17 protein-coding genes are annotated in these 16,409 nt (G+C 73.0%); 10 read left to right on the top strand and 7 right to left on the bottom strand.

All coding sequences use genetic code 11. The features are described from left to right. Nucleotides 1–177: 177 nt before the first annotated feature. A complete protein-coding gene (locus tag ABEA93_RS21340; RefSeq protein WP_345677418.1) occupies nt 178–642 on the top strand; it encodes a MarR family winged helix-turn-helix transcriptional regulator in 465 nt (154 codons plus the stop codon). Nucleotides 643–1,250: 608 nt separating this feature from the next. Here the strand turns inward: ABEA93_RS21340 and ABEA93_RS21335 are convergent. Beyond that, nucleotides 1,251–1,817, bottom strand: a complete 567-nt coding sequence (locus ABEA93_RS21335) for a hypothetical protein (RefSeq protein WP_345677262.1) — start codon at nt 1,815–1,817, stop codon at nt 1,251–1,253. A gap of 317 nt (nt 1,818–2,134) precedes the next feature. Between ABEA93_RS21335 and ABEA93_RS21330 the strand changes: the two genes are divergently transcribed. The 3 genes from ABEA93_RS21330 to ABEA93_RS21320 all read left to right on the top strand — a co-directional run bounded on the left by ABEA93_RS21330 (nt 2,135) and on the right by ABEA93_RS21320 (nt 4,738). After that, nucleotides 2,135–3,145 (top strand): WD40 repeat domain-containing protein, encoded by a 1,011-nt coding sequence (locus ABEA93_RS21330; protein ID WP_345677261.1) that lies wholly within the window; start codon nt 2,135–2,137, stop codon nt 3,143–3,145. A gap of 158 nt (nt 3,146–3,303) precedes the next feature. Continuing rightward, nucleotides 3,304–3,849, top strand: a complete 546-nt coding sequence (locus tag ABEA93_RS21325) for a DoxX family protein (RefSeq protein ID WP_345677260.1) — start codon at nt 3,304–3,306, stop codon at nt 3,847–3,849. A gap of 214 nt (nt 3,850–4,063) precedes the next feature. Beyond that, nucleotides 4,064–4,738 carry a uracil-DNA glycosylase gene (locus ABEA93_RS21320; protein ID WP_345677259.1) on the top strand — a complete coding sequence of 225 codons (675 nt, stop codon included), beginning with the start codon at nt 4,064–4,066 and terminating at the stop codon, nt 4,736–4,738. A 101-nt stretch (nt 4,739–4,839) separates the two neighbouring features. Here ABEA93_RS21320 and ABEA93_RS21315 read toward each other — a convergent pair whose 3' ends face one another. Beyond that, nucleotides 4,840–6,078 carry a cytochrome P450 gene (locus ABEA93_RS21315; protein ID WP_345677258.1) on the bottom strand — a complete coding sequence of 413 codons (1,239 nt, stop codon included), beginning with the start codon at nt 6,076–6,078 and terminating at the stop codon, nt 4,840–4,842. 435 nt (nt 6,079–6,513) lie between these two features. Here ABEA93_RS21315 and ABEA93_RS21310 point away from each other — a divergent pair, with 435 nt between their 5' ends. Next, a complete protein-coding gene (locus tag ABEA93_RS21310) occupies nt 6,514–6,708 on the top strand; it encodes a DUF2304 domain-containing protein (RefSeq protein WP_345677257.1) in 195 nt (64 codons plus the stop codon). 99 nt (nt 6,709–6,807) lie between these two features. Here ABEA93_RS21310 and ABEA93_RS21305 read toward each other — a convergent pair whose 3' ends face one another. Both ABEA93_RS21305 and ABEA93_RS21300 read right to left on the bottom strand, forming a co-directional pair. Further along, entirely contained in the window at nt 6,808–7,698 is an 891-nt protein-coding gene (locus tag ABEA93_RS21305; protein ID WP_345677256.1) for an NAD(+)/NADH kinase, read from the bottom strand. Between the two features lie 6 nt (nt 7,699–7,704). Further along, nucleotides 7,705–8,871: an SPFH domain-containing protein gene (locus ABEA93_RS21300; RefSeq protein ID WP_425585042.1), complete on the bottom strand. Its 1,167-nt coding sequence runs from the start codon at nt 8,869–8,871 to the stop codon at nt 7,705–7,707. Nucleotides 8,872–9,017: 146 nt separating this feature from the next. On the opposite strand from ABEA93_RS21300, the gene ABEA93_RS21295 reads away from it, so the two are divergent. From ABEA93_RS21295 to ABEA93_RS21280, 4 genes are all read left to right on the top strand, one after another. After that, the gene (locus ABEA93_RS21295) at nt 9,018–9,953 is read left to right on the top strand and encodes a universal stress protein (protein WP_345677254.1); all 936 of its coding nucleotides are present in this window, start codon (nt 9,018–9,020) and stop codon (nt 9,951–9,953) included. A gap of 80 nt (nt 9,954–10,033) precedes the next feature. Further along, complete coding sequence (locus ABEA93_RS21290; protein ID WP_345677253.1) at nt 10,034–10,678, top strand: TetR/AcrR family transcriptional regulator; 645 nt, start codon at nt 10,034–10,036, stop codon at nt 10,676–10,678. Further along, nucleotides 10,675–11,883, top strand: coding sequence for an NADH:flavin oxidoreductase (locus ABEA93_RS21285; protein ID WP_345677252.1), 1,209 nt, complete (start codon nt 10,675–10,677; stop codon nt 11,881–11,883). Before ABEA93_RS21290 ends, ABEA93_RS21285 begins: the two co-directional genes overlap by 4 nt. A gap of 147 nt (nt 11,884–12,030) precedes the next feature. Continuing rightward, complete coding sequence (locus ABEA93_RS21280) at nt 12,031–12,831, top strand: thioredoxin-like domain-containing protein (RefSeq protein ID WP_345677251.1); 801 nt, start codon at nt 12,031–12,033, stop codon at nt 12,829–12,831. A 73-nt stretch (nt 12,832–12,904) separates the two neighbouring features. Here ABEA93_RS21280 and ABEA93_RS21275 read toward each other — a convergent pair whose 3' ends face one another. Next, nucleotides 12,905–13,363 (bottom strand): MaoC family dehydratase, encoded by a 459-nt coding sequence (locus ABEA93_RS21275; RefSeq protein WP_345677250.1) that lies wholly within the window; start codon nt 13,361–13,363, stop codon nt 12,905–12,907. Between the two features lie 809 nt (nt 13,364–14,172). Here ABEA93_RS21275 and ABEA93_RS21270 point away from each other — a divergent pair. Next, entirely contained in the window at nt 14,173–14,595 is a 423-nt protein-coding gene (locus ABEA93_RS21270) for an STAS domain-containing protein (RefSeq protein ID WP_345677249.1), read from the top strand. Here the strand turns inward: ABEA93_RS21270 and ABEA93_RS21265 are convergent. Continuing rightward, nucleotides 14,482–15,495: a sigma-70 family RNA polymerase sigma factor gene (locus ABEA93_RS21265; RefSeq protein WP_345677248.1), complete on the bottom strand. Its 1,014-nt coding sequence runs from the start codon at nt 15,493–15,495 to the stop codon at nt 14,482–14,484. The two genes, ABEA93_RS21270 and ABEA93_RS21265, sit on opposite strands and share 114 nt — an antisense overlap. Nucleotides 15,496–15,589: 94 nt before the next feature. After that, a complete protein-coding gene (locus ABEA93_RS21260) occupies nt 15,590–16,396 on the bottom strand; it encodes an SDR family NAD(P)-dependent oxidoreductase (RefSeq protein ID WP_345677247.1) in 807 nt (268 codons plus the stop codon). Nucleotides 16,397–16,409 lie beyond the last annotated feature (13 nt).

Raw genomic sequence — 16,409 nt, 5'->3', positions numbered from 1 at the left:
GGCTTTCCGTGCCGGCGCGGCCCGAGCCGGAGCCGGAACCCCGCGCGGTGCGCGGACGTTGGCGGGGCGACAGGGTTGCCGGAGATCCGGCGAACCGATTCGGCAGCCCGCCGCGGAAGACCGGAGGGATGCGACGTGCCGGGAGGCGACGTGACGGAGGACGGCGAGCGGGACGCCATGCTGGCCGGCATCGAGCGCGAGTGCATGCTTCTGGCGCGGCATCAGGTGATGGTCAACCGGCACGTCGACGGGCCGCTGCTGGAGCGGTCGGCGTACCTGCTGATCAGCCGCCTGGAGGCGGCGGGCCCGATGTCGATCGGCCAGCTCGCGGAAGCGTTCCAGTTGGACACGTCGACCGTCAACCGCCAGGTTGCCGCGCTGTTGCGCGGCGGACTGGCGGAACGCATCCCCGACCCGGACGGCGGCCTGGCCCGCAAGCTCCGCGCCACCGACGAAGGCCGCCGCCGCTACGCCGCCGACCGCGAGCGCTACTACCACGGTCTGGAACGCGTGCTCACGGGCTGGACGGACGAGGACCGCGCGGAGCTGTTCGAGATGCTCATGCGGCTGAACCGCTCGATCGAAGACATGCAGGGCAACGCCTGGCCCCGCCCGGAGGCGACGGTGGACGCGGGGCGGTAGAGGCCGCCCGACGGCGCGACGGAGCAAGGGGCGCCGGAGCAAAGGGACGACGGGCGGCGGCGCGGGCCCGGCCGGGTTCGTCGCGCGGCCCGCGGCGGCAGCGCTTGCGCCGGCGCGGCCACGGCGGCCGGGACGCAGGTCGGCCCGGTTGCCGAAGCCGCTGCCGGGCCCGCCGGTGCCGACCCGGCGACCGCGAGGACGTTCGGCGCGTGGCGTGAGCGGCCGGGCGCGGTCGTGGCGCGTCCACGGCGATCGAGGGCGGCAGCGGAGTGCCGGATCGTGTGGGGGGCATTGTGGGCGGCTGCGCCGTCCGCCGAGAAGCCCCCGCGCCCGCCGCCCCCGCCCGGCCCAACTCCGCGTTCCGGCCCAACTCCGCGCGCCGCAGCGAGGACTCGCGCCAGGCGACTTGTCGAGTCAGGGGCGACGTCGTGCCGGGCGCGGGTCACGACGGGTTGTTGCAGCTGCCACCCGAATCCGGCGCCGACCTGTGCACCGCGCGCAAGCGACCGCGTCCGCCGGCTTGTCTGCGGATCGGGTGGGAAGCGGTGCGCGAACCCGGGTGTGCCCCTGTGCGGTGTGGTTCTCGGGGCGCGGGGGAGGGTGTTCGGCTACTTCGCCGACCCGGTCGGTTCCTCCCGGTCCGCGGGCGGTGTCGCGGGGGAGTCCGCCGCAGCCTTCTTCCCCTCCGGGGCCGGGCGTTCCGGTGCCGCGGATGGCTTCGGAGGCGTCGGCTCGGCGGGCGTGGGCGCAGCCGCGGGTGCCTCGGGCGCGGCCGTGTCCGCCGCGGCCTTTCCGGCGGCCGCCGCCTCCGGCCGCCCCTCGGCGCCCGACTCCTCGCCCTGCGACTCCCCGTCCTCCGAGTCCTCGTCGAACTCGTCGAATTCGTCGTCGAACTCCTCGTCCCAGTCCTCGTCTTCGTCCTCCGCGCCGGCCACGCGGTAAGCGCGGTACTTGGCCGCGCCGACGACCACCGCGCCGCCCGCGAGCATGGCGACGCCCACGGTCAGGATCAGTGGTTCGTTGCCGGACGCGCCCGTGTCGGCCAGGACCGGCTGGTCGTCGGACGCTCCGGGCAGGGCGCGTACGCCGACCGGTGCGGCGATCGCGAGGACGCCCGCGATCATCGCTATGACGGCGGCGCGGCGCAGTGTCCGCGCTGACGTGTTCTGCTGCATGCCCTCGCTCTTCGGTCGATGGCCGACGACGTGTCGGACCCCTTCCTAGCAGCCGCGCGCGCCCGGCGGGAGGCCGGGCGGGGTGCCGCGGCCGACGAGCCGGATCCGGGCGTTCCGGTATGCGCCGAGTGGGATGACTTGCGGAGTACGGGAGCGCGTCCGCAGGGGAGTTCGCCGTCCGCCCTCCGTCGTCCCGGAAACCCAACCGAGCGAGGAAATTTTCCTCCCCGTAACACGGCGCCGGGAGGCTTGGCCGCGCGGTAGGCCGCTCCGGGGGCGAGCGCCCGTAGCCGGAGGAGAGGACCACGATGGCTGCCATGGCGACTCGGGCGACCCGGCCCGCACCCGATTGGGAACGGCAAGTCGACGACGTACCTGCCGCGTTGGCGGTCTCCGGCGGCCTGTGCGTGGTTGCGTGTGCGCGCGGCGGCGTGCATCTGCTCGATGTCGTGACCGGTCAGGCGATTGCCAAGCTGTGGCTGCCGGGCGGCGCGCACCGCGTCGGGTTCTCGCCGGACGGTGCGGTGGCCGCGGTCGCGGGGCCGTGCGGGTACGCGTTGTGGCGGGTGGCCGACGGCGCGGTGCTGATGCGTGCCACCGACGACCCGGCCCGGTTCGCGTGGGCGGACGGCAACCTGTGCGCGGTGGCGTACGGCGGCTCCGTGGTCGTCTACGACGCCGCGTCCGGCGTGGAGCGCTGGCGCCCCGTCGACGGCGCGGTGCCGGTGGACGACCTCACGTGGTTCGACCGCGGCCGCTCGGTGGCCGCCGCGGTCGGCGGCGACGTGTACGCATACTCGGCCCGCGGCCGGGTCGCCGCGTGGTCGTACCCGGCTCCGGTGCGCGTGCTCGCGGGCGGCACCGACGGGGCGTGGCTGTGCGCGGCGGGCGACGGGCCCGGGGTGTTCATCCGCGGCGTCGGCGGCACGTCCGAGGACCTGCCGACGCCCACCCCGGCCCTCATCGACGGCTTGGCGCTGGACGAGTCCGGGCAGTGGCTGGCCGCGCAGAGCGACGGCGGCCTCACCGTGTGGGACTTGGCGGCCCGCGGCGGGCGGATGCGCCCGAAACCGCGCCGCCTGGACGCGTCGATCGGCCTGGGCGTCGCCGCGTGGCGGCCCACCGCCCGGGGCGCGGTGATCGCGACGGGCGGGGGCGACGGGGCGGTGGCGGTGTGGGACGCGCGTGCGGGCTCGGTGCGGCGGGCGGCGTCGCCGTCGGTGCGCTGGTACGCGGGGGCGCCGGTGACCGCGCTGGCCTGGGCCGGGTCCGAGGTGCTGGTGTACGCGGACGCCGCGGGGCGGGTCACCGCGCGGGCCCCGGAATGACCCACGCCACGGTGCTTTCGCGTCGCGTCCGGTAAGTTGCCTACGCAATGTGACGGTGGGTCAGATCCGGTCGGTCCGCGGGTCCGCGTGGTGATTTCCCCGGGACCGGTCCGAGGCCGGTGCGATCCGGGAGAACCCGGATGAAAAGGTAGGTGGCGATGTTCGGCAAGAAGAAGGCGGCCGCGGCGGCAGACGGCACGGGCAAGGACGTTGCTGCCCTCGTGCTGCGGGCCACCCTCGGTCCGATGCTCTTCGCACACGGTTACAACAAGGTCGCCGGCCCCGGCGGCCTCAAGGGCACGACCGGCTGGTTCGAGGCGCTCGGCCTGAAGCCGGCCGAGGTGCACGCCAAGATGGCCGCCGGCACCGAGATGGCCGCGGGCGTCGGCCTCACGCTCGGCATCGCGAACCCGCTGCCGGCCGCGGCGACCGTCGGCCTCATGTCCGTGGCGGCGCGTACCGACCACCGCGGCAAGGGCTACTTCGTCTTCAAGGGCGGCTGGGAGTACTGCGCGGTCGTCGGCGGTGCCGCCGTCGCGCTGGCCGGCCTCGGCAACGGCAAGTACTCGGTCGACCGGCTCTTCGGCCGCCAGTCGTCCGGCGTGAAGCCCGCGCTGGTCGCCGCCGGCCTCGGTGTCGCGAACGCCGCGCTGCTCCTCAAGCTCTGCTACAAGCCGGAAGAGAAGCCGGACGAGACGGTCTGATCCGGCCGCTCGCCAAGTACGCCGCCGCGCCCGCACCCGCCGCAAGGCCGGTGCGGGCGCGGCGTTTTCGCACTGTTTCGGACCCGGTGCCGCCTCGGGCCGGAACGCGAGTTCCCGCCCGGCCCCGCGCTTGTCGGCCGCGGCGACTACGTTGGGGCTCACCGGAATCCGCCTGTGCGGGTTTCGCCCGTACCGTCGTCGTGGAGGTTGTGCTGTGCAGACGTTGCCCGAGTCGTGGCGTCCGGTTCTCGCGGAAGAGCTTTCCGCGGACTACTACGCCGCGCTCACCGCGTTCGTCGACGCCGAGCGCGCGGCACACCAGGTGTTCCCGCCCGAGGACGAGGTCTTCGCGGCCCTGGCGGCGACGGCCTACGACGACGTGAAGGTCCTCGTGGTCGGCCAGGACCCGTACCACGACGACAACCAGGCGCACGGCATGTGCTTCTCGGTGCGCCCCGGCGTGAAGGTCCCGCCGTCGCTGCGCAACATCTACAAGGAACTCGGCACCGACCTCGGCCTGACCGTGCCGGACAACGGCTACCTCATGCCGTGGGCCGAGCAGGGCGTGCTGCTCCTCAACACCGTCCTCACGGTGCGCGCGCACGAGGCCGCATCGCACAAGAACCAGGGCTGGGAGAAGTTCACCGACGCGGTCATCAAGTCGGTCAACGACCGCGACAAGCCCGTCGTGTTCGTGCTGTGGGGTGCGCACGCCCGCAAGAAGGCCGCGCTGATCGACGCCTCGCGGCACGTGATAGTCGAGGGCGCGCACCCGTCGCCGCTGTCCGCGAAGAAGTTCTTCGGCAGCAAGCCGTTCTCGCAGATCAACACCGCGCTGGAGGAGATGGGGCACGAGAAGATCGACTGGCAGATCCCGAACCTGGGCTGAGCCTGCCAGGCCTGCCAGGCTGCCAGGCCACCGACGTGCGGAACGGCGGGACCCCGCATCGGGGTTCCGCCGTTCCGCGTGGTCTCGGGGCGTGCCGCGGCTCAGGCCGGGACGATCCGCACCGGCATGTCCTTCACGCCGTTGAGGAAGTTGGACCGCATACGCCGGGCCGGGCCGGTGAGTTCGACCCGGTCGATCTTCTGCGCCAGGGTCCGGAACATGATCTCCAGCTCCAGCTTGGCGAGATGCCGGCCGAGGCAGAAGTGCGGGCCGCCGCCGCCGAACCCGAGCATCGGGTTCGGGTCGCGGCCGATGTCGAACGTGTACGGGTCGGCGAACACCGACTCGTCGCGGTTCGCCGAGCTGTAGAACACGATGACCTTGTCGCCCGCCGCGATCTTCTGTCCGCCCAGCTCGGTCTCCTGGACCGCGGTGCGGCGGAACGCGTTGACGGGGGAGACCCAGCGCACGATCTCGTCCGCCGCGGTGGCCGCGAGGCCCTCCGGGTCGGCCTTCAGCCGGGCCCACTGGTCCGGGTGCTCGATCAGCGTCAGCATGCCGCCGGAAATCGCGTTGCGGGTCGTCTCGTTGCCCGCGACGGCCAGCAGCATGAAGAAGAGGTCGAACTCCAGCGCCGTCAACTCGTTGCCGTCACGGTCCGGTTGGACGAGCTTGGAGACGATGTCGTCGACCGGGCAGGCGCGCTTCTCGGCGCCGAGCTGGTCGGCGTACTGGAACATCTCCATCTGGATGGCGGCGCCGGCCTCCGGGCCTTCGCCCATGTCCGGGTCTTCCGCGCCGACGAGCTTGTTCGACCAGTGGAACAGCCGGTGCCGGTGTTCCTGCGGGACGCCCATCAGGTCCGCGATGACCACGAGCGGGAGTTCCGCCGCGCACATCGTGACGAAGTCGCCCTCGCCCTGCTCGATCGCCGCGTCGACGATCCGCTCGCACGCCGCCTCGACCTTGCCTTCGAGGGTCAGCGTGGTGCGGGGCGTGAAGCCGCGGTTGACGATGTTGCGCAGCCGCGAGTGCTCCGGCGGGTCCATGTTGAGCATCATCATGCGCTGCGTGTCGAGCGAGTCGCCGACGGGCTCCTGGAGCAGCGAGAGGCGCTCGTAGGAGGAGAACAGCTCCGGGTTGCGGGACACCTGGACGACGTCCGCGTGCCGGGTCACCGCCCAGAAGCCGTCCGGGACCTCGGGGTCCGGGTGGCGGTGGACGGGGGATTCGCGGCGCAGCGTCGCGAAGGACTCGTGCGGGATGCCGTCCTCGTACGCGTCGGCGGAGTAGATGTCTATCTCGCCGAGGCCGGCGGTGGTGGGCGCGGGGTGGGACACGGCGTACCAGGACCTTTCATGGACGGAAAAGGTGCGGTTGCGCGTGGCCCCGGCCGGCGAAGCCGGCGGGCAGGGCCTCGTGGCATGGCGCGGTTGTCGGGAGCATGCCATGTGGTTGCCCCGGGCGGAAGACAGACAGCCTGTCGATTTGGCTGCCGGGGGGCGTGTCGGCGTGCCGGTTGACGTACCGGTTGCCGCTGCCCGGGTCGTGCCGGGTTCCGGGTGCGCCGCGGAAGGGGCCGTCCGGGTGATCTCGGCGGACACGCCGCCGCCCGGTGCGTCGGACTCGTCCCGATAGATAACGCTTTGCTACTTTATAGACACTTTCGGTAGCGAAGGTGTTGTGGTGCCACAAGCACTGAAGCCACACATCCCCCTTTCGGCGTGAGCGTGCCGTCCCCTGCGCTTTCTGCGCCCCTTCGAGGAGTCGTCCCCATGGCTTTGAACATCTCCACCGTCGTCCTGCTCGGCGTCATCGTGTTCCTCTTCATCAAGAAAGGCGGCATGAAGATCTGGCATGCGATCGTCTGCGCGCTGCTGGGCTTCTACCTCGCCGGCACGACGATCGCGCCGAGCATCCAGTCGAGCGGGAACAGCGTCGCGAACCTGCTCAGCAACCTGAACTTCTAGCGCCGCGGAGCCCCGTCGGGTGCTCCCCGCCTTCCTCGCGCCGGCTGCCCGGCGCGGGGAAGGTCGTGCGGATCGGACGGATCACCCGGGCCGCAGAGGTCAGACGACGAGGCGCAGCCGCCGTGCAGACGCCCCCAGCTCGACGCGTTCGCCCCAGGACAGCGTCAGGCGGTCGGCTTCGATCCCGTCGCCGAACGCCACCAGGCCCTCGGACTCCACGACCAGCGACAGCCGCGCTCCCACGGCCAGGGTGCCGTGCGTCAGCGTGGTCCCGGTCGACGGGGAGACCCACGCCTCGCGGACGAACCAGCACAGCCGGTCGTCGGCCGGCCCGGGCAGCGCCGGAGCGCCGGGGCGCTCGCGCTGCACCGAGCCGCACCAGCCGGTCGCGCCGGTGCCGGTGCCGACCAAGAGGCCCGAGGACGCCTGCCGTTCGCTGCGTTCGTCGGGCGTGCCGAGGCGGTAGCGGGCGGTCTGGTGGGTCGGGTGGCCGAGGTAGATCTCGTTGAGTGCGGTCAGCGTGCGGCCGTCGTCGGTGCGCGCTTCCGCCATCGTGCGCAGTTCGCACCGTGCCGAACCGGCCTCGACCGCGCGGAAAAGCCGTGCGCAGTCCGCGGGCCGGTGCCGGGTGAGGAGCATGCCGCCGCCCGGGTCGGCGTGCACGCCGATGACCGGCTGGCCGTCGAGGTACTTGGCGGCGTTGGCGACCAGGCCGTCCTGGCCGACGACGACCACGACGTCGTGCTCGTCGAACAGGAACCGGTCCAGGTCGCCGCGCTCCACGGTGCCGCGCCGCCAGTGCGGCGGCACGGCGGCGCCCGCCACGGCCAACGCGTCCTGCACGGCGTCGGCTTGCGTCACCATGCTCTTCGCGCTCAGGCCGCGGTTCTTCAGGAAGAAGCTGCCTTGGTTGTAGGTGCCGTGCCGGTTGATCAGCTCCTGCAGCGGGGGCAGGCGGTGCACGAAGACGGCCCGGGGGACCGGCGCCATGCCGGGTCAGCCTCGGGTGGGGGGTTGGCCGGGGAACATGCTCCCGGGCATGGCCGTGCCGGGCGGGTACGGGCCTCCGGGCGCGGGCATGCCCGGCGGCGGGCCGAATCCGCCGAAGCCCTGCGGCGGCTCGGGCTTGTGCGGGGCCGCGGGGTGTGGGCCCTGCGGCGGTTCGCCGTCGGTCCCGGTGAGCTTGCCCAGGGCCGTGCTCAGCAGGTCGGGAGTGATGTTGAGTGTGCCGATCTGCGGGAACTGCTCCGCGAGTTGCTGGGCGGCGAGGGCGAGGAGCACCGTCGGATTCGCGTCCGCGTAGGCGGCGACGTGTGCCGCGTGCGCTTCGGCCTCGGCGGCGCCGAGGGTGCGGCGGTTCTCCGCGGCGGTCGTCGCCGCGAGCCGGTCGCGTTCCGCGCGGGCTTCGGCCTCGATACGGGCCGCGGCGGCGGCTTCCTCCGCACGGCGGCGCTCGTTGAGGCCTTTGCGCTCCACCAACTGCTCTTCGCGTCGGGCGAGTTCGATCTGGTTCTGCAGCTCGTTCTCGGCGATCGCACGCTCGCGTTCGACGGCGAGGGCGCGGCGTTCGAAGCCGGCCGCGTCGGCGGACTGCTGGACGCGTTCCCGGGCGGGAGCCTGGAGGGCGCGCTCCAGGTCGGCGTCGGGGCGTATCGAGGTGATGCGTACGCCGATCACCGTCACGCCGGTGTCGCCAAGGCGGTTGTCGTCGGCAAGGCCTTCCGCGATACGGGTGCGGACCTCCGTCGGACCGCGGGTCAGCGCTTCGGTGAGGTCGAGCGCGGCGAGCACGTCGACGGCGTGCTGCTGGGCGCTCTCGGTGAGCAGCGACGCGAGCTGGTCGAGGGGCGTCGAGCGCCAGCGGCCGGTGGCCGGATCCACGCCGAAGTCGAGCCGGGACGCGGCCAGCCCCGGATCGGTGACGCGGTAGGTGACGGTGCCCTGCACGGTCGCGTCCTGGAAGTCGCGGGTGCGGACGTGGAACAGCACCGGGAGTTCCCGATCGTCGACCGGCACCTCGCTCAGTGCCGCGGTCAGCGGCCGGAACCAGAAGGCGAGCCCCGCCCCCTCGTGGACCACCGCGCCGCTGCGCTGGTGGCGCACCCACTGCACCGGATCGGCCCGCAGGTGGCTCACGAACGGGCGGCGCTGGATATGGACCATCGGATCCCCCATCGTTATTTCGTCACAATGACGATAAAAGGCGGGCGGCGGTGCCGTCAACGGTTTTCGGTCGCCGCCTCGGGTGGTGACACCGGGCCCCAGCGGGTATCGGGCCCGTGGACCTGCCTTGACCTGTGGAGAAGCACGTGAACACTGCAGTCCAGACCACGCCCCCGCAGCAGTCGCGCACCCGGCGCCCCGGCCCCGGCCTGGTGGTCGCCGGCACGGACGGCTCCGAGCCGGGCACCCGCGCGGTCCTGCGGGCCGCCGCCGAAGCGGTCCGCCGGGGTGCCGCGCTGCGGATCGTGCACGCCGTCCGCGTCCCCACCGCGGCGCCCCCGCAGCGCGGCAACGCCGACCCGGCCCCGGGTGCGCAGGAAGCCGGCGCCCGGCTCGTGGAGGCCGTTGCCGGCCAGGTGCTGAACCGCCACCCGGACCTGTCCGTGGACGGCAAGGTCGTCGTCGGCCTGCCCGGCGACGTCCTGCTGGAGGCCGCCGCCGACGCCGAACTCGTCGTCGTCTCGGCCCGCGGCCGCGGCGGCTTCGCCGACCTGTTGCTCGGCTCCGTCGCCCGCTTCCTCGCCTCCCGCACCACCTGCCCCCTGATGGTCGTCCGCGGTGACCACGGCGCACCCAGCGCCGCCGGCGACCTGGAACTCGACGGCGACCGCGTCGTCGTCGGCATCCAGGGGGAAGGCGACGCCCCCACGGCCCGCGCGGCCTTCGCCGAGGCCCGCCGCTGGCAGCTGCCACTGTATGCCGTACACGCGTTCGACTGGCCCGGTTTCGCCGGACTCTCCGGCCCCAGCCCGGACGACCTCAAAGCCGTCACCGAAGCCCACCAGGTCTGCCTCGACTCGGCCCTCGGCCCGGCCCGCGAGCTGTACCCGGACGTCCTCGGCGCCGAAGACGCCGTGCACGGCGACGCCGCCGGCACCCTGGTCTCCGCCTCCGAAGCCGCCACCGTCGTGGTCGTCGGCGTCCGCCACCACCACGGCCTCCTCCGCCACTGGGTCGGCCACGTAGCCCACTCGGTCATCGAGCACGCGCACTGCCCGGTCTTGGTGGTGCCGCTGAGCTGAACGGGTGGCGGGTCGTGGCCGGATTCCGGCCGCCGGCATTTTTCAATCAGTGATTGAAAAGGTTGGGGAACCGTGCTCTCATGTCCCGCATGGGCAAGGAACGGGTGCCGAATGCCGCATCGCCGGTGACGCGGGGGCGGTTGGTGGCCGAGGCCGAGCGGCTGTTTTTGGCGCAGGGGTACGACAAGGTGTCGGTCCGGGCGGTGAATGCGGCGGCGGGGATGAACCCGGCCGCGGTGCACTACCACTTCGGGTCGAAGGAAGGCCTGGTCGCCGTGGTGCTGCAGCAGCGGCTCGTGCCGCTGTGGGCCGATCGGCTGGGGGAGCTGGGCGAGCGGCGGGATGCCGGGTGGAAGCCCGGGATAACGGAGCTCGCCGACATCATCGTCAGCCCGTTCGACCAGCTCGTCGCGGCCGAGGACGGCCGCATGCTGGTGCACCTGCTGGCCCGTGTCGTCCTCGGCAGCGTGGAAGTGCCCTGGGACAACCCGTGGTTCCGCTACGAACCGTGGTGCGCGCTGCTGCGCGCGACCCGGCCCGACCTGTCCGAACGTGTGGCGGACCAGCGGTGGCGCCTGGCCTTCGCGCTGTTGCTCCAGACCTACGGGCAGCCGCTCGTGCCCGCCGACCGACTCGGGGCCTTGCCGCCCCCCGACCCGCGCCAAGTCGCCGCGTTCATCGCCGCCGGACTCGACGCGCCCGCTCCCGGAGAGGAAGCCTCATGACCACGCCGGACCCCACCCCCGACGTCTTCGCGCCCGCCAAGCTGGGTCCGCTCACGCTGCGGAACCGCATCGTCAAGGCGGCCACGTTCGAAGGCGCCACCCCGGACGCGCTGGTCACCGACTCGCTGATCGAGTACCACCGCAAGCCCGCCGCGGGCGGCATCGGCATGACGACGGTCGCGTACCTCGCCGTCGCGCCGGAAGGCCGCACCGACCGGCACCAGATCTACTGGCGTCCCGAGGCGATCCCGGGCCTGCGCCGCCTCACCGACGCCGTGCACAAGGAAGGCGCCGCGGTGTCCGCGCAGATCGGGCACGCCGGTCCGGTCGCCAACGCGAAGTCCAACGGGCTTCCGGCGCTGGCGCCGTCGCGGTCCTTCAACCCGATCAGCATGAAGGCCACGCGCGCCGCGACCGAAGACGACATCAAGCGCATCGGCGAAGCGCACGCGAACGCCGCCAAGTACGCCATCGAGGCGGGCTTCGACGCGGTCGAGATCCACCTCGGGCACAACTACTTCGCCAGCTCGTTCCTCAGCCCGAAGATCAACAAGCGCAAGGACGGCTACGGCGGCAGCCTCGCCAACCGCGCCAAGGTCGCCCGCGCCGCGGTCCGCGCCGTGCGCGACGCGGTCGGCGACCGCATCGCCGTCACCGCCAAGCTGAACATGTCGGACGGCGTCCCCGGCGGCATCTGGCTCGACGAGAGCCTCCAGACCGCCAAGTGGCTCGAGGAGGACGGCGGCCTCGACGCCCTCGAACTCACCGTCGGCAGCTCGCTGCTCAACCCGATGTACCTGTTCCGCGGCGACGCCCCGATCCCCGAGTTCGCCGCGACCTTCCCGCAGCCGCAGCAGCTCGGCGTGAAGCTGATCGGCAAGAAGTTCCTGCACGCGTACCCGTACCAGGACGCCTTCCTGCTCGACTACGCCCGGCAGTTCCGCGCGGAGCTGAAGATGCCGCTCATCCTCCTCGGCGGCATCACCAACCGCGAAACGATGGACCTCGCGATGCGCGAAGGCTTCGAGTTCGTCGCGATGGGCCGCGCGATCCTCCGTGAGCCCGACCTGATCAACCGGATCGCCGCCGACGAGAGCCGCACCGCGGTCAAGTCGCTGTGCATCCACTGCAACAAGTGCATGCCGACGATCTACAGCGGCACCCGCTGCGTCGTCATCGACCCGGAGCCCCCGGCGACGTTCTGACCCCGTCCGGTCGTTTCGGCGCCGGGTCGACCCGCCACCCCCCGAGCCCCCGACTCGGGGGGTGGCGGGGTCCGCGGCAGGCCGCGCATACCGGTTAATCTCTGCGGACCGCGGCCGCCCGGGCCGGGGCGGGCGGGGAGGAACTCGATGGACGGCATGGCGCGCGGCGGCACCCGGACCCGGATACCCGGGCGGGCCCGGCTCGCCGGGGCGGTCGCGGCGGCGCTGTTCGGGGCGGTGGCGTTGAGCGGCTGCAGCGGCGACAACGAGAAGCTGGGCGCGCCGGGCGGCGACCCGTTCGGCACGTCGGGCCCGCCCGCGGCCCCGACCGGCGACGCGACCCCGACCAAGAAGCCGAAGACGCCGACCACGGAGGCCTCCACGCCGGCCACGACGGGACCGACGGGCGGCGCGACGGGCACCGGCGCGGCCGCCGGGTTCCCGGCCGGCCCGGGCGCGGACGCGCCGAAGCTCACCGCGGACGTCGCGCCCAAGCAGGTGGACAGCCCGATCGCGGGGGTGACCGGGTACACGGCGTCGCAGCAGCACGACAAGACCAGCAACATCGTCTACCCGCAGACGCCGCCGGTGGGCGGGCAGCACGATCCGCGCTGGGCGAACTGCGGGATCTACCGCGGGCCGGTGCCGAACCGGAACGCCGTGCACTCGATGGAGCACGGGGCGGTGTGGGTGACGTACCGGCCCGACCTGCCGCAGGACCAGATCACGGCGCTGGAGACGGCGCTGCGCGGCAAGCCGTACATCCTGCTGAGCCCGTACCCGGGGCTGCCGAGCCCGGTCGTCGCGTCGGCGTGGGGGCTGCAGCTCAAGCTCGACTCGGCGCGGGACCCGCGGCTGGGGCAGTTCGTCACGGCGTACGCGCAGGGGCCGCAGACCCCGGAGCCCGGGGCGGTCTGCGACTCGGGGGTCGGGAAGCCGGTGATGTGAGCCGGCCGGGACATGCCGCGGGGCCCGTACGGTGTCGTACGGGCCCCGCGTCGTTGCCGTCGCGCCGCGCTGCTCAGGCGAGGTAGCGGGTCAGCGACTCGATGATGCAGGCGGGCTTGGCCTCGCCGTCGATCTCGATGGTGATCTTGATGGTGACCTGGATGCCGCCGGGGATGTCGCTCACCGCGGTGATCTCCGCGCCGCCGCGGATCCGCTGGTTCACCTTGACGGGGCTGGGGAACCGGATCTTGTCGACGCCGTAGTTGACGCCCATCGAGATGTTCTGCACCTCGACGATCTGCGGCAGGAACAGGTTGGACAGCGACAGCGTCAGGTAGCCGTGCGCGATCGGCGCGCCGAACGGGCCTTCCTTGGCCTTCTCGACGTCCACGTGGATCCACTGGTGGTCGCCGGTCGCGTCGGCGAACCGGTTGATCCGGTCCTGGGTCACCTCCAGCCACTCGCTGTAGCCGAGGTGCTTGCCCAGCGCGTCCTTGATCTGCTGCAGATCGGTGAACGTCGTGACGGCCATGTGCTCTCCCTGTCGGATTCCGGCAGTCCTTGTATAGCAAGGCCCAAGGATCTGACGGTCCGCCAGGTGGCATATGCCACAGGGGAGATGGGGGCGGCCGACGGGGAACGGCGAGGTGCCCGACCGGTGGGCGGCGGGGCGACGGCGGCTGCGGGGAGGGGGAGGGAGAAGCCGGGCGCGGGCGGCCGCCAGGCGGGGATGACGATACGTCGGGTGGTGGATGCCGGGTGGCCGACGGCGCGTCGGCGGTTCGGGCCCTGGCGGGCGGCGAGCGCGCGGGTCGCCGGGCCCACGGTCCGGTCGCAGGCGGGCAAGCCGGGCATCGGTCTCCGCTGCCGTGCGTGGGTGCCGGGAGTCCCGGCGCGTCACGCCCGAGTACCCACCACTGGCGCGGCCGACTGCCGTGTCGGCGCGGGGGCAGCGGCCGGGTGGCGCGTGGTCGGCTCCGGGACGCGCCGTGCTCGTCGGCGACCCGCCCTCCTGCGCAAACCGTCCCGCTCGGCCCCGGTCGCGGGGCGGCGGCGCGCTCGCGGTCGGGGCGCGGGCCTGGCGACCCTCGTGCGCGGCCGCCGATCCGCCGCACCCCGTCCCGGTCACCCGGCAGGCGTTGGCGGCCCCACGCCCGACCGCAAACCGGCGCCCGCTCCGACTGCGATGAGTTTCGGGGTTCTCGGCGGTCTGTATACACGAGCGGCCCCGAGGTCGCTCGGGGTGTCGTATCCGCCGGTGGGCGCTCCTGGGTGCGGCGGCGCGGCGGCGCGGTTTTGGGGTGGCCGGTGTGTGTCCGGGTGGTAGGAGGGGAGGTGGTCGTGGCGATCGGGCCCCTGGCGCGCGGGGACGTCGCGGGGGTGTGCGCGCGGGTGCGGACGGTGCTGGAAGGCACGCCCGCGGCGCCGCTGGTGTGCGACGTGGGCGCGGTGGTGCGTCCGGACCTCGTCACGGTGGACGTGCTGGCCCGGCTGCGGCTCGCCGCCAAGCGGTACGGGCGCGCGTACCGGATACGCGACGCCCCTCCGGCGCTGCGCGACATGCTCGGCCTGCTCGGCCTCGAGCGCGCCGTCCCGACGGACGACCCCGGCGAGCCGGCCGGCCCCGGGCCGGCCGACCGCGCCCGGGCGTCACCCCGCGGCGGCCTCCTCGGCGACCGGCTCCAGCCGCTCCGGGAGCCCGAACAGCGGGAACAGCTTCTCGGTGTCGAGGAAGGCGTTCATGCCGACGATGCGCCCATCTGAGATCTCGATGACCTGAAGCGCCCACGGCTCGTGCTCGCCGTTCGGCCCCGACGGCCGGTACTGCCCGAACGCGGGCGTCCCGTTCGCCGCGACCACCGGCACCAGCCGCGAGCCGCGGCAGCCGACGCCGATGCCCAGCATCCACGTGGCGATCTCGTCCGCGCCCCGCAGCCACAGCTCCCACGGCGGCATCTGCAGGACGACGTCCTCGGACAGCAGGTTCGCCAGCGCGTCGAGGTCGTAGCTCTCGAACGCCGCGACGTACTTCGCGAGCAGCGCGCGCTGCTCCTCGTCGGACGGTTCGTCCAGGTCGGTGGACGCCACGTCGACCGACGCGAGGGTGGCGCGCGCCCGCTGCAGGGCGCTGTTCACCGACGCGACCGACGTGTCGAGGAGTTCGGCCACCTCGCTCGCCTGCCAGCACAGCACCTCGCGCAGGATCAGCACGGCGCGCTGCCGGGCGGGCAGGTGGTGCAGGGCGGCGACGAACGCCAGCCGCACCGAGTCGCGCGCGATCGCCACGTCGGCCGGGTCGTCGCCGACCAGCACCTTGTGGTCGGGCGTGGGCGCCAGCCAGGTGGTCTCCGGGTGCTGGACGGTGGACGGCGCCGCCGTCGACCCGACCGACGTCAGGTCCATCGGGCGGACCTTGCGCTCCTTGCCGCCCAGCATGTCCAGGCACACGTTGGTCGCGATCCGGTACAGCCAGGACCGCATCGAGGCGCGGCCCTCGAACTTGTCGTAGCCGCGCCACGCGCGCACCATCGTGTCCTGCACGGCGTCCTCGGCCTCGAAGGGAGAGCCGAGCATGCGGTAGCAGTATCCGGTCAGTTCCACGCGATGCTTTTCGAGCGCCTGCTCGAGCGTCGCGGTTCCCGCGGCGGGGCCATCTGCGTCCATTGCCACAGCCTAAGCGGCCCCTCCGACAAACGGCCCGGATCGCTTCCGAAGCTGCGTCAGCGGCCGTTTCCCACCGGGGAGTCGGCGTCGGGAATCAGCTCTTGACACGGTCCTCTTCGGGCATCGGCGCCCAGACGACGCCGTTGATGTGCGAGCCGCCGCCGACGAACAGCGTGTTGCCGGTGACGTACCGCGCGTCGTCGGAGGCCAGGAACACCGCGACCCCGCCGATGTCGCCCTCCGGGTCGCCCATCCGCCCCATCGGGTTGCGTGCCTCGGCGTCCGCGGCGGCTGCCGGGTTGGCCCGCGCGTACGCCTCGAACGCCTCGGTCTTGGCGCCCGGGCAGATGACGTTCGCGCGGATCTGGTGCTGCGCCCACTCGCGTGCCGCGGTCCGGGTGAGCGCGCGCAGCGCCTCCTTCGCGACGTTGTACTCGGCGGTGTACATGTGCGCGTTGACGCCGTTGAGCGAGCAGATGTTGACGATGCTGCCGCGTCCGGCCTCGCGCATGTGCGGGAACGCCTCGCGCATCGTCCACCAGCCCGCCCACAGCCCCATGTGCAGGCCGAACTCGAACTGCTCGTCGGTCTTGTTCTCCAGCCGGTTGACGCGGCCGCCGCCCCACGCGTTGTTCACCAGCGTGTCGATGCGCCCCCAGTGCTCGACCGCGGCCTTGACCAGGCCGGTTGCCTGCTCCTTGTCGGTGACGTCGGCCTCGACGGCGAGCACGTCGGTGCCGAAGTCGCGCGCGATCTCCGCGGCGGCCTGCTCGGCGGCGTCCTTGCGGATGTCGTTGACCAGGACGCGGGCGCCTTCGGCGGCCATCCGCCGGGCGATGCCGCGTCCGATGCCGGCCCCCGAACCCGTGATCACCGCAACGTGGTCCTGCAGCCGTCCCATGGCACGCCTCCCG

It is taken from the genome of Yinghuangia aomiensis (assembly GCF_039542225.1).
Taxonomy (GTDB): domain Bacteria; phylum Actinomycetota; class Actinomycetes; order Streptomycetales; family Streptomycetaceae; genus Yinghuangia; species Yinghuangia aomiensis.
Note: the sequence above shows the minus strand (reverse complement) of the source record. Positions and strands in the feature narration are given on the sequence as shown.

Coding starts and splice junctions, on each gene's coding strand:
- ABEA93_RS21275 (WP_345677250.1), bottom strand. CDS start 13,363: ATGGCCGTCACGACGTTCACCGATCTGCAGCAGATCAAGGACGCGCTG.
- ABEA93_RS21300 (WP_425585042.1), bottom strand. CDS start 8,871: ATGGTCCATATCCAGCGCCGCCCGTTCGTGAGCCACCTGCGGGCCGAT.
- ABEA93_RS21310 (WP_345677257.1), top strand. CDS start 6,514: ATGGCTTTGAACATCTCCACCGTCGTCCTGCTCGGCGTCATCGTGTTC.
- ABEA93_RS21340 (WP_345677418.1), top strand. CDS start 178: ATGCTGGCCGGCATCGAGCGCGAGTGCATGCTTCTGGCGCGGCATCAG.
- ABEA93_RS21335 (WP_345677262.1), bottom strand. CDS start 1,817: ATGCAGCAGAACACGTCAGCGCGGACACTGCGCCGCGCCGCCGTCATA.
- ABEA93_RS21280 (WP_345677251.1), top strand. CDS start 12,031: ATGGACGGCATGGCGCGCGGCGGCACCCGGACCCGGATACCCGGGCGG.
- ABEA93_RS21305 (WP_345677256.1), bottom strand. CDS start 7,698: ATGGCGCCGGTCCCCCGGGCCGTCTTCGTGCACCGCCTGCCCCCGCTG.
- ABEA93_RS21330 (WP_345677261.1), top strand. CDS start 2,135: ATGGCGACTCGGGCGACCCGGCCCGCACCCGATTGGGAACGGCAAGTC.
- ABEA93_RS21290 (WP_345677253.1), top strand. CDS start 10,034: ATGTCCCGCATGGGCAAGGAACGGGTGCCGAATGCCGCATCGCCGGTG.
- ABEA93_RS21325 (WP_345677260.1), top strand. CDS start 3,304: ATGTTCGGCAAGAAGAAGGCGGCCGCGGCGGCAGACGGCACGGGCAAG.
- ABEA93_RS21260 (WP_345677247.1), bottom strand. CDS start 16,396: ATGGGACGGCTGCAGGACCACGTTGCGGTGATCACGGGTTCGGGGGCC.
- ABEA93_RS21265 (WP_345677248.1), bottom strand. CDS start 15,495: ATGGACGCAGATGGCCCCGCCGCGGGAACCGCGACGCTCGAGCAGGCG.
- ABEA93_RS21285 (WP_345677252.1), top strand. CDS start 10,675: ATGACCACGCCGGACCCCACCCCCGACGTCTTCGCGCCCGCCAAGCTG.